This window comes from Variovorax sp. 22077 (assembly GCF_052044195.1).
GTDB lineage: Bacteria > Pseudomonadota > Gammaproteobacteria > Burkholderiales > Burkholderiaceae_C > Variovorax > Variovorax atrisoli.
In genome coordinates this window covers 23778-39917 of record NZ_JBQEQC010000016.1, presented here as the reverse complement: position 1 = coordinate 39917, position 16140 = coordinate 23778, and the positions used below count along the sequence as shown (strand labels likewise).

Below are 16140 nucleotides of genomic sequence, written 5' to 3'. Positions count from 1 at the left end.
ATGCTGACCTTCACTTCCCCCCAACTGGCCGCCGCCTGGCTGAAGGAGCGTGCGCCGCAGGCTGACCTGCACGCCGACAGCCGCGCCGTGCGCGCGGGCGACGTGTTCATCGCCTGGCCGGGCGCCGCCACCGACGGGCGCAAGCATGTGGCGTCCGCGCTCGCGCAGGGCGCCGCCGTGTGCCTGGTGGAGCACGAGGGCGTCGAGCCCTTCGGCTTCGACGGCGATGAGCGCATCGTGAGCTACCCCGGCCTGAAGGCCGCCACCGGCCCGATCGCCTCGGCCTTCTACGACAACCCCTCGGCCATGCTCGAGCTGCTGGCCGTGACGGGAACCAACGGCAAGACCTCCACCGCCTGGTGGCTGGCCGAATCGCTTTCCACGCTGCGCGTGGCCGGCGGCGTGCGCGTGATGAAGCCCGACGGCACCATGCAGCGCGACGCCCCGTCGCCCTGCGCGGTGATGGGCACGCTGGGCATCGGCGTGCCGCCCGAGCTGACCTACACCGGCCTCACAACGCCCGACCCGGTGATGATGCAGCGCGAGCTGCGCTCGCTCGTCACGCGCGGCTTCGGCGCCTGCGCCATCGAGGCCTCGTCCATCGGCATCGCCGAGCGCCGGCTCGACGGCGCGCAGATCGCGGTGGCCGTGTTCACCAACTTCACGCAGGACCACCTCGACTACCACGGCAGCATGGATGCCTACTGGCAGGCCAAGGCAGAGCTGTTCCGCTGGCCCGGCCTGCGCGCCGCGGTGATCAACATCGACGACACCCACGGCGCCAGCCTCTGCGCGAACCTGATCGATGCGGGCATCGGCGCGCTCGACGTCTGGACCGTCTCGGCCGGCGGGAAGCCGGCCCGCCTCATGGCGCGCGACATCGGCTACGACGCGCAGGGCCTGCAGTTCTCGGTGGCCGAGCACGGCACGGCTGCCGTGGAGCGCCTGTCGACCGGGCTCATCGGCCAGTACAACGTCTCGAACCTGCTGGGCGTGCTCGGCACGCTGCGCGCGCTGGGCCTCACGCTGGCCCAGGCCGTGGCCGCCTGCGCCAACCTCACCAGCGTGCCCGGCCGCATGGACCGCGCGGGCTCCGGCGAAGGCGCTCCGCTTGCCGTGGTCGACTACGCCCACACGCCCGACGCGCTCGACAAGGCGCTGATCGGCCTGCGTCCGCTGGCGAAGCAGCGCGGCGGCGCGCTGTGGTGCCTGTTCGGCTGCGGCGGCGACCGCGACCCGATCAAGCGCCCGATGATGGCCGCCGTCGCCGAGCGCCAGGCCGATCGCGTGATCGTCACCAGCGACAACCCGCGCAGTGAGAAGCCCGACGCGATCATCAGCCAGGTGCTGCGCGGTTTCTCGCGCCCCGACGCGGCGCGGGTGCAACCCGACCGCGCGGCCGCCATCGCCGACGCGATCGCTCAGGCTGCGCCGCAGGACGTGGTGCTGATCGCGGGCAAGGGCCACGAGGCCTGGCAGGAAATCGCCGGCCAGCGCATCGAGTTCTCGGACAAGGCCCATGCGCTGCAGGCGCTGGCGAAGAGGGGGGCCGCGGCATGACCGGCATCACGACACCGCTGGACATCACCCTGGCCCGGATCCGGCAATGGATTCCGGGTTCGCGCCTGGTGGGCAGCGGCGACATCGTCATCGCCCGCGTGCACACCGACACGCGCACGCTCGCACCCGGCGACCTGTTCGTCGCGCTCAAGGGCGAGCGCTTCGACGCCAACGATTTCCTCCTGGAAGCCAAGGGGCAGGGCGCCGTGGCCGCCATCGCGCACCACGGCCTGGAGGCCGCGGGCCTCGCCGGTCTCGAAGTGCCCGATTCGCTGGCCGCGCTGGGTGCCCTCGGCGCCGGCTGGCGCGCGCAGTTCGACCTGCCGCTGATCGCCGTGACCGGCAGCAACGGCAAGACCACGGTCACGCAGATGATCGCGGCCGTGCTGTTCGCCTTCCGGGCCGAGCGCTCGCTCGCCACCGCAGGCAACTTCAACAACGAGATCGGCGTGCCGCTCACGCTGCTGCGCCTGCGCGCGCAGCACCAGCGCGCGGTGCTCGAGCTGGGCATGAACCATCCGGGCGAGATCGCGCGGCTGGCGGCCATCTCGCGCCCGACCATCGCGCTGGTCAACAACGCGCAGCGCGAGCACCAGGAATTCATGGCCACCGTCGAGGCGGTGGCCATCGAGAACGCCGCCGTGTTCGCGGTGCTGCCGGAAGACGGCACGGCCGTCTTCCCGTACGGCGACGAGTTCACCCCGCTGTGGACCGACATGGCCCACGCCGGCGGACCGTGCCGCTGCCTGACCTTCGGCGAGCACGAGGATGCAGACATCTCCCTGCTGGGCGCCGAATGGAAGCAGGGCGCCTGGGCCGTGAGCATCCGCACGCCGGTGGGCACCTTCGATGCGCGGCTGCACATCGCGGGCCGGCACAACGTCGTCAACGCGCTCGCCGCCACGGCTTGCGCGCTCGCGGCGGGCGTGCCGCTGGAAACCATCGGCGCCGGGCTGTCGGCCTTCGAGCCGGTCAAGGGCCGCTCGCGTGCCAGCGAGCTCGCGCTGCCGGGCGGCCATGCGATCACGCTGGTCGACGACAGCTACAACGCCAACCCCGATTCCGTAATCGCCGCCATCGACGTGCTCGCCGCGCTGCCGGGCCCGCGCCTGCTGGTGCTGGGCGACATGGGCGAGGTGGGCGACCGCTCGCCCGAGTTCCACGCCGAGGTGGGCGAGCACGCCCGCCTGCGCGGCATCGAGTCCGTCTACACACTGGGCGCCGCGACGGCGCACACCGTCGCCGCCTTCAGCGGTGCCGACGGGCGCCATTTCGAAGAGTTCGACGCGCTCGCCGCGGCCGTGCTCGCACGCCTGCCGCAGGCCGGCAGCGTGCTCGTCAAGGGATCGCGCTTCATGAAGATGGAGCGCGTGGTGCAGGTCGTCGAGCAGGCACGGCAACAACAACCACAACAACAAGAGGAGGGCGGCCATGACGCATGAGCCGCGCGAAACCACATGCTGCTGACACTGGCCCAATGGCTGCAGACGCTGTCGCCCGAGTTCGGGTTCCTGCGCATCTTCCAGTACCTCACCTTCCGCGCGCTGATGGCCGCGCTGACGGCGCTCGTGGTCGGCCTGGTGGCCGGCCCCTACGTGATCCGCCGCCTCGCCGCGCTCAAGATCGGCCAGCCGGTGCGCGGCTACGGCATGGAGACGCACCTCACCAAGAGCGGCACGCCCACCATGGGCGGCGTGCTGGTGCTGTTCTCGATCGCCTTCGCCACGCTGCTGTGGTTCGACATCTCCAACAGGTTCGTGTGGATCGTGCTGTGGGTCACCATGGGCTTCGGCGCCATCGGCTGGGTGGACGACTGGCGCAAGGTGGTGCGCAAGGACCCGGAGGGCATGCGCTCGCGCGAGAAGTATTTCTGGCAGTCGGTGGTGGGGCTGATCGCGGCCTTCTACCTGCTCTTCAGCATCTCGGAGAGCTCCAACTGGCGCGTGGTGCAGCTGTTCTTCGCGTGGGTGCAGTCGGGCTTCGACCTCGACTTCCCGCCCAAGATCAACCTGCTGGTGCCCTTCTTCAAGGAAGTGAGCTATCCGCTGGGCGGCATCGGCTTCGTGATCCTCACCTACCTGGTGATCGTGGGTGCGAGCAACGCCGTGAACCTGACCGACGGCCTGGACGGGCTGGCGATCATGCCGGTGGTGATGGTGGGCTCGGCGCTGGGCGTGTTCGCCTACGTCACGGGCAGCGCGGTGTATTCCAAGTACCTGCTGTTCCCCAACATCCCCGGCTCGGGCGAGCTGCTGGTGTTCTGCTCGGCCATGGCCGGCGCGGGCCTGGCGTTCCTGTGGTTCAACACGCATCCGGCGCAGGTGTTCATGGGCGACGTGGGCGCGCTGGCGCTGGGCGGCGCGCTGGGCACCATCGCGGTCATCGTGCGCCAGGAGATCGTGTTCTTCATCATGGGCGGCATCTTCGTGGTCGAGGCGATCTCGGTGATGGCGCAGGTCACCTACTTCAAGTACACGAAGAAGCGCTTCGGCGAGGGCCGTCGCGTGCTGAAGATGGCGCCGCTGCACCATCACTTCGAGAAGAGCGGCTGGCGCGAGACGCAGGTCGTGGTTCGCTTCTGGATCATCACGATGCTGCTGTGCCTCGTGGGCCTTTCGACGCTGAAGCTGCGGTGAAAGAGAAAAGAAGAAGAAAAGCATGCGGCACCTGAAAGACCTCCCCGTCCTCATCCTCGGCCTCGGCGCGTCCGGGCTGGCGATGGCGCGCTGGTGCGCGCGCCACGGCGCGGTGGTGACCGTGGCGGACACGCGCGAGGCGCCGGCGCTGCTGGCCACGCTGCGCGAGGAACTGCCCGAAGTGACCTTCGTCGGCGGACCGTTCTCGGCCGCGCTGGTCGAAGGCACGCCGATCCGCGCCGTGTATCGCTCGCCGGGCCTGTCGCCCGCGACCATCGCGCCGGTGGCCGATGCCGCGCGTGCCGTGGGCCTGCCGGTCGGCGGCGAGCTGGATCTTTTCGCGCGTGCGCTGCTGGATCTGCGCACGGTCGAAGTGCAGGTGGTGGAAGCCGAGGCGGAACCCGAGGTCGCACCCGGGACGCAGACGCCGGCCGAGCCCGTGGCCGAAGCCCCTGTCGAAGTTTCAGAACCCGAGCCTCAGGCGCAACTGCCGCTGGACGAACCTGCAGCTGTCGAGCAGGCAGCCGTCGAAGCCGAGCCGGTGCAGCCGCCTGCCGCTCCTGCCGAAACCGAAGCGCCTGCCGCAGAGGCAGTCGCCGAACCCGCTCCCGAGCCGACCGTGCCCGCGCAGGCCGAAGCCATGCCGCGCGATCCGTCGATGAGCGTCGCCGTGCCGCAGCCGCAGGCCGAAGAATCGCCCGCGCCTGCCGAAGCCACGGAAGCCACGGAAGCTGTCGCGCAGCCGGCGACAGAACCTGCACCGGAAGCTGCCGACGCAGCCGCCACGGCCGAAGCGCCACTGGCCCCCGAATCCGCTGCCTCCGAAGCGCCCGAAGCTCCGGCAGCTGCCCCCGCTCCCGCGCCCGCCACCGTGTCGCGCCTGCCCACCACCGGCAAGCCCTACGTCCCGACCGCAGCCAGGGAAGCCGCGGAGTTCGTCGCACGCCTCGCAGAGCTCGCCGCCACCAACCCGGCCTCCGCCGCCGTGGAGGAAGAACCCTCGCCGCAGCTCGAACTGGCCCCGCCCGTCGAGCCCGAGGCGCCCAAGGGCTACACGCCCGCCGTGCTGGCCATCACCGGCACCAACGGCAAGACGACCGTCACCTCGCTCACCGGCCAGCTGGTCGAGCGCGCGGGCAAGACCGTGGCCGTGGCCGGCAACATCGGACCGACGCTGCTCGACACGCTCGCGGCGCACATGGATGCCGACACGCTGCCCGACGTGTGGGTGCTGGAGCTGTCCAGCTTCCAGCTCGACGGCGTGCAGGGCTTCGAGCCCACGGCCGCCACGGTGCTCAACCTCACGCAGGACCACCTCGACTGGCACGGCGACATGGCCGCGTACGGTGCAGCCAAGGCGCGCATCTTCGGCGCGCGCGGGCTGATGATCCTCAACCGCGACGACGCAGGCGTGATGGCCATGCTGCCCGCGCCCGTCAAGGTCAAGCTGCAGCGTCCGCAGGTGCGCGCGCACATCACCTTCGGCTCCGCGATGCCGCAGCGCCCGGGCGACTACGGCATCGAGCGCGTCAACGGCATGTCGTGGCTGGTGCGCGCGCTGGAAGCCGACGAAACGCAGAAGCGCAAGCGCGGCGCCGTGGTCGAGGAAGAGATCTTCCTGCAGCGCCTGATGCCCGCCGACGCGCTGCGCATCCGCGGCCGCCACAACGCCATGAATGCGCTCGCGGCCCTGGTGGTGGCCAGCGCCGCCGGCTGCCCGCTTAACGCCATGCTCTACGGCCTGCGCGAGTACCAGGGCGAGCCGCACCGCGTGGAGCCGGTTTCGATCATCGACGAGGTCGAGTACTTCGACGACAGCAAGGGCACCAACGTCGGCGCCACCGCTGCGGCCCTGACGGGGCTGGGCGAGGAGCGCCGCGTGGTCGTCATCCTCGGCGGCGAAGGCAAGGGTCAGGACTTCGAGCCGCTCGCCGCGCCCGTGCGCCAGTACGCGCGGGCCGTGGTGCTCATCGGCCGCGACGCGCCGGTCATCGAGGCCGCGCTGGCATCGACCGGCGTCTCGCTGCTGCACGCCGCCTCGATGGACGAGGCGGTGAAGCTCGCCTCCGCGCGCGCCAACCCGGGCGATGCCGTGCTGCTGTCACCGGCCTGTGCGAGCTTCGACATGTTCAAGGACTACGCGCACCGCGCCGAGGTGTTCCGCGAGGCCGTGCAGGCCTACGCCGACAGCCCGCGCGGACTGGGCGATTCGACGACGGAGGAGCAGCTTTGAACTCTGCCGCATCGGGCGCCACGCCCAACGCACGCACCAGCCGTTTCGGGGGCTGGTTCAGGCGCGCGCGCAGCGGGATCGACTCGCTGCCCGTGCACCTGCCCGTGCGGCTGGGCGGCGCAGGCATCGCGCAGACCAAGGCCACGCCGATGCGCGTGCTGGGCTTCGACCAGGCGCTGGTCTGGGTCACGGTGGCGCTGCTGACCTGGGGCCTGATCATGGTGTATTCGGCCTCGATCGCGCTGCCCGACAACCCGCGCTTCGCGCGCGCCGGCTACAGTGCCTCCTACTTCCTCACGCGGCATGCGGCGTCGATCGTGTTCGCCTTCGTCGCCGCGCTGCTGACCTTCCAGATCCCCATGAAGACCTGGGAGCGCGCCGCGCCCTGGCTCTTCGTGGCCTCGCTGCTGCTGCTGGTGGCGGTGCTCATTCCGCACATCGGCATCAACGTGAACGGCGCGCGCCGCTGGCTGCCGATGGGCTTCATGCGCTTTCAGCCCTCGGAGCTGGCCAAGCTCGCGATGGTGCTCTACGCCGCCAGCTACATGGTGCGCAAGATGGAGATCAAGGAGCGCTTCTTCCGCGCGGTGCTGCCGATGGGCGTGGCGGTGGTGGTGGTGGGCATGCTGGTGATGGCCGAGCCCGACATGGGCGCCTTCATGGTGATCGCCGTGATCGCCATGGGCATCCTGTTCCTGGGCGGCGTGAACGCGCGCATGTTCTTCCTGATCGCCGCGCTGGTGGTGGTGGCCTTCGGCACCATCGTCGCGAGCAGCCCGTGGCGCCGCGAGCGCATCTTCGCGTACCTCGATCCGTGGAGCGAGGAGCACGCGCTGGGCAAGGGCTACCAGCTGTCGCACTCTCTGATCGCCATCGGCCGCGGCGAGATCTTCGGCGTGGGCCTGGGCGGCAGCGTCGAGAAGCTGCACTGGCTGCCCGAGGCGCACACCGACTTCCTGCTGGCCGTGATCGGCGAGGAATTCGGCCTCGTCGGCGTGCTGCTGATCATCGGCCTGTTCCTCTGGCTCACGCGCCGCATCATGCACATCGGCCGCCAGGCCATCGCGCTCGACCGCGTGTTCTCGGGCCTCGTGGCCCAGGGCGTGGGCGTGTGGCTGGGCTTCCAGACCTTCATCAACATGGGCGTGAACCTCGGCGCACTGCCGACCAAGGGCCTGACGCTGCCGCTGATGAGCTTCGGCGGCTCGGCCATTTTGATGAACATGGTGGCGCTGGCGATCGTGCTGCGCATCGACTACGAAAACCGTGTCCTCATGCGCGGAGGCCGCGTATGACCGGCCGCACCGCACTCGTCATGGCCGGCGGCACCGGCGGCCACATCTTTCCCGGACTCGCGGTGGCCGAGGCCCTGCGCGAGCGCGGCTGGAAGGTGCACTGGCTCGGCGCGCCCGGCAGCATGGAAGAAAAGCTGGTGCCGCCGCGCGGCTTCGCCTTCGAGCCCGTGCAGTTCGGTGGCGTGCGCGGCAAGGGTCCGCTCACGCTGTTCCTGCTGCCGCTGAAGCTGCTGCGCGCCTTCTGGCAGAGCCTGGGCGTGGTGCGCCGCGTGAAGCCCGACGTGCTGGTGGGACTGGGCGGCTACATCACCTTCCCCGGCGGAATGATGGGCGTGCTGGTCGGCAAGCCGCTGGTGCTGCATGAGCAGAACTCGGTCGCAGGCCTCGCCAACAAGGTGCTGGCGGGCGTGGCCGACCGCGTGTTCACCGCCTTCCCCAACGTGCTGAAGAAGGCGCAATGGGTGGGCAACCCGCTGCGCGCGGCCTTCACCTCCAAGCCCGGACCGGCCGAGCGCTTTGCGGGCCGCACCGGTCCGCTGAAATTGCTGGTGGTGGGCGGCAGCCTCGGCGCGCGCGGCCTCAACACCGTGGTGCCGCAGGCGCTGGCCCGCATCGAGCCAGCCTCGCGCCCGCAGGTGCTGCACCAGAGCGGCGCCAAGCAGATCGACGAACTGCGCGCCAACTACGAGGCCGCTGGCGTCGAAGGCGAGCTCACGCCCTTCATCGAGGACACCGCGCAGGCGTACGCCGACGCCGACATGATCGTCGCGCGCGCGGGCGCCAGCACCGTCACAGAAATCGCGGCCGTCGGCGCAGCAGCGCTGTTCGTGCCTTTCCCCTCGGCGGTCGACGACCACCAGACCACCAACGCGCGCTTCCTCGTGGACGCGGGCGGCGGCTGGCTGGTGCAGCAGGCCGACCTCACTCCTGAATTGCTGGCTGACTTGCTACAGAAAACCGGGCGCGATGCGCTGATAGAGAAGGCCGCGAAGGCCAAGACCATGCAGAAGACCGAGGCGGTGGAAGCCGTCGTTAGAGCCTGCGAGGAGCTTGCAAGATGAAGCACGCGATTCGTCATATCCACTTCGTGGGCATCGGCGGCTCGGGCATGAGCGGCATCGCCGAGGTGCTGCTGAACCTGGGCTACAGGATTTCCGGTTCCGACCTGGCCGACAGCGCGACGCTGCGCCGGCTCGCGGGCCTGGGCATCGGCACCTTCGTGGGCCATGCCGCCGCGCACATCGAGGGTGCGGACGCGGTCGTCACTTCGACGGCTGTGCAGTCCAACAACCCCGAGGTGCTGGCCGCGCGCGAGAAGCGCATTCCGGTCGTGCCGCGAGCACTCATGCTGGCCGAGCTGATGCGCCTGAAGCAGGGCATCGCCATCGCCGGCACGCACGGCAAGACTACGACCACCAGCCTGGTGGCGAGCGTGCTCGCGGCCGCCGGGCTCGATCCGACCTTCGTGATCGGCGGGCGCCTCAACAGCGCCGGCGCCAACGCGCAGCTCGGCTCCGGCGACTACATCGTGGTGGAAGCCGACGAGTCGGACGCCTCGTTCCTGAACCTGCTGCCGGTGATGGCGGTGGTCACGAACATCGACGCCGACCACATGGAGACCTACGGGCACGATTTCGCGAAGCTCAAGAAGGCTTTTGTCGACTTCCTGCACCGCATGCCGTTCTACGGCGTCGCCATTCTCTGCACCGACGATCCGGCGGTGCGCGAGATCGTGGCCGACGTGACCTGCCCGGTCACCAGCTACGGCTTCGGCGAGGACGCCCAGGTGCGCGCCATCGACGTACGCGCCGTCGGCGGCCAGATGCACTTCACCGCGCAGCGCCGCAACGGCGTGACGCTGCCCGACCTGCCCATCGTGCTGAACCTGCCGGGCGAGCACAACGTGCTCAATGCGCTGTCGGTGATCGCGGTGGCGGTCGAGCTCGGCATTTCCGACGAAGCGGTGCAGCGCGGGCTGGCCGGCTTCAAGGGCGTGGGCCGCCGCTTCCAGAGCTATGGCGAGGTCGCGGTGCAGGGTGAGGGCGCTTCGGGCACCTTCACCGTGATCGACGACTACGGCCATCACCCCGTGGAGATGGCCGCCACCATCGCCGCCGCTCGCGGCGCGTTCCCGGGCCGCCGCCTGGTGCTGGCCTTCCAGCCGCACCGCTACACCCGCACGCGCGACTGCTTCGAGGACTTCGTGAAGGTCATCGGCACGGCAGACGCGGTGCTGCTCGGCGAGGTCTATGCCGCCGGCGAGGCGCCCATCGTCGCAGCCGACGGCCGCACGCTGGCGCGCGCGCTGCGCGTGGCGGGCAAGGTCGAGCCGGTCTTCGTCGACGACATCGCCGCGATGCCGCGCGCCATCCTCGACAACGCCCGTCCGGGCGACGTGGTGCTCTCGATGGGCGCGGGCTCCATCGGCGCGGTGCCGGCCAAGGTGGTCGAGCTCGGCGCGGCGGCCGGTGCGGCCACCGCCCCTTCAACATCGGAGCGCGCCTCGCGCAAAGGGAGGGCCTCATGAGCCTCCAGGACCCCAAGCTCTTCGGCAAGGTCGCCGTGCTGTTCGGCGGCAGTTCGGCCGAACGCGAAATCTCGCTGATGTCGGGCACCGGCGTGCTCGAGGCGCTGCGCTCGCGCGGCGTGGATGCGCATGCCTTCGACCCGTCGCAGCGCGACCTGTCCGAACTCAAGCGCGACGGCTTCGCGCGCTGCTTCGTCGCGCTGCACGGCCGCCACGGCGAGGACGGCACCGTGCAGGGCGCGCTGGAGCTGCTCGGCATTCCCTACACCGGCTCGGGCGTGATGGCCTCCAGCGTGGCGATGGACAAGGTCATGACCAAGCGCATCTGGCAGGCCGACGGCCTGCCCACGCCCAAGTACGTGCGCCTGGCCTTCGACCAGCAGAGCCGCGAGCAGGTCATGGCGGTGCCCGACGTGCTGGGCCTGCCGCTGATCGTGAAGCCGCCGCGCGAAGGCTCGTCGATCGGCGTGACCAAGGTGCAGGGCTATTCGCAGATGCAGGACGCGGTGGCGCTGTCGGCCAAGTACGACGCCGACGTGCTGTGCGAGGAATTCATCGAGGGCGAGGAAGTGACCTGCGCCGTGCTCGGCCACGGGCTCGATGCGCGCGCGCTTCCGGTGGTGCGCATCGCCGCGCCCGAGGGCGCCTACGACTATCAGAACAAGTACTTCACCGACGACGTGAAGTACCAGTGCCCGAGCGGCCTGCCGCAAGCCGAGGAGCACGAGATCCAGCGCATCACGCTGGCCGCCTACCGCACGCTCGGCTGCCGCGGCTGGGGCCGCGCCGACGTGATGATCCGCGCCAGCGACCGCAAGCCCTTCCTGCTGGAGATGAACACCTCGCCCGGCATGACCAGCCACTCGCTGGTGCCGATGTCCGCGCGCGCCGCGGGCATTCCGTACGAGGAACTGTGCGTGCGCGTGCTGGCTTCCGCCACCCTGGACGCAACGGGAGGCTCGCTATAGCCATGGCCGACAGCATCCCAGCGCCTTTCGACGTCAAGCTCATGAACATCGTCGCCAACCTTGCGTTCGCGGCGGTGGCGCTCATGCTGCTTGCCGCGGGCGCGTGGTGGGTGCTGCGCCAGCCTTTCTTCCCGATCGCCGGCATCAAGGTGGACGGCGAGGTCACGCACAACAACGCGGTCACGCTGCGCGCCAACGTGGCGCCGCAGCTGTCGGGCAACTTCTTCACCATCGACCTGGCGCGCGCACGCGCGGCCTTCGAGTCGGTGCCGTGGGTGCGCAGCGCGGTGGTGCGCCGCGAGTTCCCGAACAAGCTGCGCGTGACGCTGACCGAGCAGGTTCCCGTGGCCACCTGGGGCGACGAGGCCGGCTCGAAGCTGATCAACGGCTTCGGCGACGTGTTCGAGGCCAACGTGGCCGAGGTGGACGACAGCCTGCCGCGCCTGGATGGCCCGATCGAGCAGGCCGGCCAGGTGCTGGGCATGTACCGCGTGCTGCAGCCGCAGTTCCAGCCCTACGACCTGAGCATCGACGAGCTCACGCTGTCGAGCCGCGGCAGCTGGAAGGTGGTGCTCGACAGCGGCGCCGAGATCGAGCTCGGCCGCGGCCAGAGCGAAGAGGTGACGGCCCGCCTGCAGCGCTTCCTGAAGACCGTGACCCAGGTCGCGGGCCAGTACCGCCGCAGCATGGCCGACGTCGAAGGCGCGGACCTGCGCCACAACGACGCGTATGCCCTGCGCCTGCGCGGCGTCACCACGGTCTCGCCCGAGGCCCCAAGAAAAATCAAGTAGCGAATACCGAGGAATCGAGGACATATCCCAATGCCCAAAGAATACAAAGACCTGGTCGTAGGACTCGACATCGGCACCTCCAAGGTGATGGTGGTCGTGGCCGAGGTGCTGCCTGGCGGCGAGCTCAAGCTGGCCGGCCTGGGCATCGCGCCGAGCAATGGCCTCAAGCGCGGCGTGGTGGTGAACATCGACGCCACCGTGCAGAGCATCCAGCAGGCGCTCAAGGAGGCCGAGCTGATGGCCGACTGCAAGATCAGCCGCGTCTACACCGGCATCACCGGCAGCCACATCCGCGGCATCAATTCGAGCGGCATGGTGGCGGTGAAGGACAAGGAAGTGACGCCCGCCGACGTGGCCCGCGTGGTGGAGACGGCGCGCGCCATCAACATCTCCAGCGACCAGCGCCTCTTGCTGGTGGAGCCGCAGGAGTTCGTGATCGACGGCCAGGACGTGAAGGAGCCGATCGGCATGAGCGGCATGCGGCTGGAGGCCAAGGTGCACATCGTGACCGGCGCGCAGAGCGCGGCCGAGAACATCATCAAGTGCGTGCGCCGCTGTGGCCTGGAGGTCGACCAGCTGATGCTGAACCCGCTGGCCTCCAGCCAGGCGGTGCTGACCGAGGACGAGCGCGAGCTGGGCGTGGTGCTGGTGGACATCGGTGCGGGCACGACCGACGTGGCGATCTTCACCAACGGCGCGATCCGCCACACCGCGGTGATCCCGATCGCGGGCGACCTCATCACCAGCGACATCGCGATGGCGCTGCGCACGCCCACGAAGGACGCGGAAGACATCAAGGTCGAGAACGGCTTCGCCAAGCAATTGCTGGCCGACCCCGAGACGCAGGTCGAAGTGCCGGGCCTCGGGGACCGCGGCCCGCGCATGCTGAGCAAGCAGGCGCTGGCCGGCGTGATCGAGCCGCGCATCGAGGAGATCTTCTCGCTGGTGCAGCAGGTGGTGCGCGAGTCGGGCTATGAAGAAGTGCTGTCGTCTGGCGTGGTGCTCACGGGCGGCAGCGCCGTGATGCCCGGCATGGTCGAGCTCGGCGAGGACATCTTCCTCAAGCCGGTGCGACGCGGCATTCCGAAGTACTCCAGCGCGTTGTCCGACATGGTTGCGCAGCCTCGCGCCGCTACAGTCATGGGCCTTCTCGAGGAAGCACGTTTCGCGCGCATGCGCGGCTTCAAGGTCGCACAGAAGAATGGGTCGGTAAAGACTGCATTCGGACGTTTCAAGGACTTCATCGTGGGGAATTTCTAGCCATGATCAAGTCCCCACTCTGGCTCGCGCGCGGCAGCCCTCCGATGCATTTCAGCGAGCGATGGCGACGCACAGGTCCACCATCGCGGCGCGCTCATCGTTGAGCCTCTCAACACACAAGAAATATTCACAGACACATAACGGCAACTGCAAGATTCAAGGAGCTAGAAAATGACCATCGAAATGATCGAAGTCGAAGAGTTCAACCAGGGCACCCAGATCAAGGTGATCGGTGTCGGCGGTGGCGGCGGCAATGCGGTCGCCCACATGATCGAGCGCGGCGTGCAGGGCGTCCAGTTCGTCTGCGCGAACACCGACGCGCAGGCCCTGCAGCGCAGCAACGCACACAAGATCATCCAGCTGGGCACCAGCGGCCTGGGCGCCGGCAGCAAGCCCGAGAAGGGCCGTGACGCGGCCGAGGCTGCGGTGGACGACATCCGCGCGGCCATCGACGGCGCGCACATGCTGTTCATCACCGCCGGCATGGGCGGCGGCACCGGCACCGGCGCCGCTCCCGTGATCGCGCGCGTGGCGAAGGAGATGGGCATCCTCACCGTGGGCGTGGTGACCAAGCCCTTCGACTGGGAAGGCGGCCGCCGCATGACCAACGCCGACTCCGGCCTGGCCGAGCTCGAAGCCAACGTCGACTCGCTGATCGTCGTGCTCAACGAGAAGCTGCTCGACGTGCTGGGCGAGGACGTCACGCAGGACGAAGCCTTCGCACAGGCCAACGACGTGCTCAAGAACGCCGTGGGCGGCATCTCGGAAATCATCAACGAGTACGGCGGCGTGAACGTCGACTTCGAGGACGTGCGCACCGTGATGGGCGAGCCCGGCAAGGCCATGATGGGCACGGCCGCGGCCGCGGGCCCCGACCGCGCGCGCATCGCCGCCGAACAGGCCGTTGCCTGCCCGCTGCTCGAAGGCATCGACCTCTCCGGCGCCAAGGGCGTGCTGGTGCTGGTGACGGCTTCGAAGGGTTCGCTGAAGCTGAATGAGTCGAAGCTCGCGATGAACACCATCCGCGCCTACGCATCGCCGGACGCGCACGTGATCTACGGCGCCGCCTACGACGACAGCCTGGGCGACGAGATGCGCGTGACCGTGGTGGCCACCGGCCTCTCGCGTCCCGACGCTCGCCGCCAGCAGCCGACGCTGGAAGTCATCCGCACCGGCACCGACAACATCCCGTTCACCGTGCCGACGCTCGGTGGCGTGGGTCATGCCGGCGGCGTGGGTGCGGGCGGCAGCCAGCCCAACTACGACGGCATGGCGGTTCCCAGCGTGTGGCGCACCAACCGCACGATGGCCGCCGCGAAGGTCGACGCGCTGTCCTCGGGCGGCATGGACGACTTCGAGATCCCCGCGTTCCTGCGCCGTCAAGCTGATTGAACCTCGCTCGCCCCCCAGGCTGCGCGCACTTCGTGTCGCTTCGCCAACCCCCTGCCGGGGGGCAACACCTGAGGCCCGGCAAAGCCGGTTCCTCGGTGTTTCGCGAAACGACCCAACGAGACGCAGAGGGCACGAGGGGGCGCAAGGGGCACAGGGGCGACCCGAAAGGGACGTCCGCTGGCTCTACGCGCGGCGCTCGCCTCGTGCCCTTTGCGTCCATTTCGGGCCGATTCCCAGGAATTGCATAGAACCCATGTCTATCGGTGCCATAGCGAGGGGCATAGGCCGCCATGCCCGCCGCGCGCCTAAAATCCCGGCCGTGCTGCAACAACGAACCCTCAAGTCCATCAGCCGCGCCGTGGGCGTGGGGCTCCACAGCGGCCAGCGCGTGGAGCTGACGCTGCGGCCGGCACCGGCCGACACAGGGATCGTGTTCCGCCGCGTCGACCTGCCCGAGCCGGCCGAGATCCGCATGACGGCCGAGTCGGTCACGGACACGCGCCTGGCCTCCACGGTCTCCACCGGCGGCGCCAAGGTTCAGACCGTCGAGCACATCATGTCCGCCTGCGCGGGCCTGGGCATCGACAACCTCTACATCGACATCACGGCCGACGAAGTGCCGATCCTCGACGGATCGGCTTCCTCGTTCGTGTTCCTGCTGCAAAGTGCGGGCATCGCGCTGCAGAAGGCGCCGCGCCGCTTCATCCGCGTGACCCGCAAGGTCGAGGTGCGCGAAGGCGAGGGCGCCAATGAGAAGTGGGCGAGCCTGGAGCCCTACCACGGCTACAAGCTGAGCTTCGAGATCGACTTCGACCACCGCGTCGTCAACTCCACCGGACAGCGCGTGGAGTTCGACCTCGGCACTGGCTCCTACAGCCGCGACATCGCGCGCGCGCGCACCTTCGGCTTCACGAAGGAGGTCGAGTACATGCGCAGCAAGGGCCTCGCGCTCGGCGGCGGCCTCGACAACGCCATCGTGATGGACGACACCAAGGTGCTGAACGAAGGCGGCCTTCGCTACGACGACGAGTTCGTCAAGCACAAGATCCTCGACGCGATGGGCGACCTCTACATCATCGGCAAGCCATTGCTGGCCGCGTACAAGGCGTTCCGCTCGGGCCACGCGCTCAACAACAAGCTGCTGCGCGAACTGCTCTCGCACAGCGACGCCTACGAGGTCGTGACCTTCGAGGACGAGAAGCGCGCCCCGCGCGGCTTCGGCGAAGTTGCGCGCGCCTGGTAGGCCTTCCGCACTTCCTCACATGCTCCTGTTCCGCTGGGCCATCCTGCTGCTCCTGCTGGTGGCCGGCGTGTGCTTCGCGTTCTATGCGGGCACGGGACAGGCCAAGTACCGCCGCATCGGCTGGATCGTGCTGAAGTGGACGCTGCTGGCGGCCTTCGGCTTCTTCGCGGTGCTGATCGCCGAGCGGGTGGCCTGACCAAGTTCGCCCCCAGGCTGCGCGCACTTCGTGTCGCTT

13 protein-coding genes are annotated in these 16140 nt (G+C 69.3%); all 13 read left to right on the top strand.

From position 1 onward, the window contains the following. Positions 1-1560, top strand: a complete 1560-nt coding sequence (locus ACTJLF_RS22035; protein ID WP_126182527.1) for a UDP-N-acetylmuramoyl-L-alanyl-D-glutamate--2,6-diaminopimelate ligase — start codon at positions 1-3, stop codon at positions 1558-1560. Further along, positions 1557-3002 (top strand): UDP-N-acetylmuramoyl-tripeptide--D-alanyl-D-alanine ligase, encoded by a 1446-nt coding sequence (locus ACTJLF_RS22030; RefSeq protein ID WP_440883908.1) that lies wholly within the window; start codon positions 1557-1559, stop codon positions 3000-3002. Before ACTJLF_RS22035 ends, ACTJLF_RS22030 begins: the two co-directional genes overlap by 4 nt. 15 nt (positions 3003-3017) lie before the next feature. After that, on the top strand, positions 3018-4196 hold the full coding sequence (gene mraY, locus ACTJLF_RS22025; RefSeq protein ID WP_019656756.1) for a phospho-N-acetylmuramoyl-pentapeptide-transferase: 1179 nt from the start codon (positions 3018-3020) through the stop codon (positions 4194-4196). Between the two features lie 22 nt (positions 4197-4218). Further along, positions 4219-6429: a UDP-N-acetylmuramoyl-L-alanine--D-glutamate ligase gene (gene murD, locus ACTJLF_RS22020; RefSeq protein ID WP_440883907.1), complete on the top strand. Its 2211-nt coding sequence runs from the start codon at positions 4219-4221 to the stop codon at positions 6427-6429. Beyond that, complete coding sequence (gene ftsW / locus ACTJLF_RS22015; protein WP_019656758.1) at positions 6426-7724, top strand: putative lipid II flippase FtsW; 1299 nt, start codon at positions 6426-6428, stop codon at positions 7722-7724. Before murD ends, ftsW begins: the two co-directional genes overlap by 4 nt. Beyond that, entirely contained in the window at positions 7721-8785 is a 1065-nt protein-coding gene (gene murG / locus ACTJLF_RS22010; protein ID WP_019656759.1) for an undecaprenyldiphospho-muramoylpentapeptide beta-N-acetylglucosaminyltransferase, read from the top strand. Before ftsW ends, murG begins: the two co-directional genes overlap by 4 nt. Beyond that, positions 8782-10251 (top strand): UDP-N-acetylmuramate--L-alanine ligase, encoded by a 1470-nt coding sequence (gene murC / locus ACTJLF_RS22005; RefSeq protein WP_126182531.1) that lies wholly within the window; start codon positions 8782-8784, stop codon positions 10249-10251. Before murG ends, murC begins: the two co-directional genes overlap by 4 nt. Next, the gene (locus ACTJLF_RS22000; RefSeq protein WP_126182532.1) at positions 10248-11219 is read left to right on the top strand and encodes a D-alanine--D-alanine ligase; all 972 of its coding nucleotides are present in this window, start codon (positions 10248-10250) and stop codon (positions 11217-11219) included. The genes murC and ACTJLF_RS22000 overlap by 4 nt, the downstream gene beginning before the upstream one ends. A 2-nt stretch (positions 11220-11221) precedes the next feature. Further along, positions 11222-12010: a cell division protein FtsQ/DivIB gene (locus ACTJLF_RS21995; RefSeq protein ID WP_019656762.1), complete on the top strand. Its 789-nt coding sequence runs from the start codon at positions 11222-11224 to the stop codon at positions 12008-12010. Positions 12011-12040: 30 nt separating this feature from the next. Beyond that, positions 12041-13270 carry a cell division protein FtsA gene (ftsA, locus tag ACTJLF_RS21990; protein WP_019656763.1) on the top strand — a complete coding sequence of 410 codons (1230 nt, stop codon included), beginning with the start codon at positions 12041-12043 and terminating at the stop codon, positions 13268-13270. 171 nt (positions 13271-13441) lie between these two features. Then, the gene (gene ftsZ, locus ACTJLF_RS21985; protein WP_019656764.1) at positions 13442-14662 is read left to right on the top strand and encodes a cell division protein FtsZ; all 1221 of its coding nucleotides are present in this window, start codon (positions 13442-13444) and stop codon (positions 14660-14662) included. A 319-nt stretch (positions 14663-14981) separates the two neighbouring features. After that, positions 14982-15905, top strand: coding sequence for a UDP-3-O-acyl-N-acetylglucosamine deacetylase (gene lpxC, locus ACTJLF_RS21980; RefSeq protein WP_164713436.1), 924 nt, complete (start codon positions 14982-14984; stop codon positions 15903-15905). 19 nt (positions 15906-15924) lie between these two features. Continuing rightward, positions 15925-16101 carry a hypothetical protein gene (locus ACTJLF_RS21975; protein ID WP_164713437.1) on the top strand — a complete coding sequence of 59 codons (177 nt, stop codon included), beginning with the start codon at positions 15925-15927 and terminating at the stop codon, positions 16099-16101. The last annotated feature ends 39 nt before the right edge of the window (positions 16102-16140 follow it).

Coding starts and splice junctions, on each gene's coding strand:
- ACTJLF_RS22035 (WP_126182527.1), top strand. CDS start 1: ATGCTGACCTTCACTTCCCCCCAACTGGCCGCCGCCTGGCTGAAGGAG.
- ACTJLF_RS22030 (WP_440883908.1), top strand. CDS start 1,557: ATGACCGGCATCACGACACCGCTGGACATCACCCTGGCCCGGATCCGG.
- mraY (WP_019656756.1), top strand. CDS start 3,018: ATGCTGCTGACACTGGCCCAATGGCTGCAGACGCTGTCGCCCGAGTTC.
- murD (WP_440883907.1), top strand. CDS start 4,219: ATGCGGCACCTGAAAGACCTCCCCGTCCTCATCCTCGGCCTCGGCGCG.
- murG (WP_019656759.1), top strand. CDS start 7,721: ATGACCGGCCGCACCGCACTCGTCATGGCCGGCGGCACCGGCGGCCAC.
- murC (WP_126182531.1), top strand. CDS start 8,782: ATGAAGCACGCGATTCGTCATATCCACTTCGTGGGCATCGGCGGCTCG.
- ACTJLF_RS22000 (WP_126182532.1), top strand. CDS start 10,248: ATGAGCCTCCAGGACCCCAAGCTCTTCGGCAAGGTCGCCGTGCTGTTC.
- ACTJLF_RS21995 (WP_019656762.1), top strand. CDS start 11,222: ATGGCCGACAGCATCCCAGCGCCTTTCGACGTCAAGCTCATGAACATC.
- ftsA (WP_019656763.1), top strand. CDS start 12,041: ATGCCCAAAGAATACAAAGACCTGGTCGTAGGACTCGACATCGGCACC.
- ftsZ (WP_019656764.1), top strand. CDS start 13,442: ATGACCATCGAAATGATCGAAGTCGAAGAGTTCAACCAGGGCACCCAG.
- ACTJLF_RS21975 (WP_164713437.1), top strand. CDS start 15,925: ATGCTCCTGTTCCGCTGGGCCATCCTGCTGCTCCTGCTGGTGGCCGGC.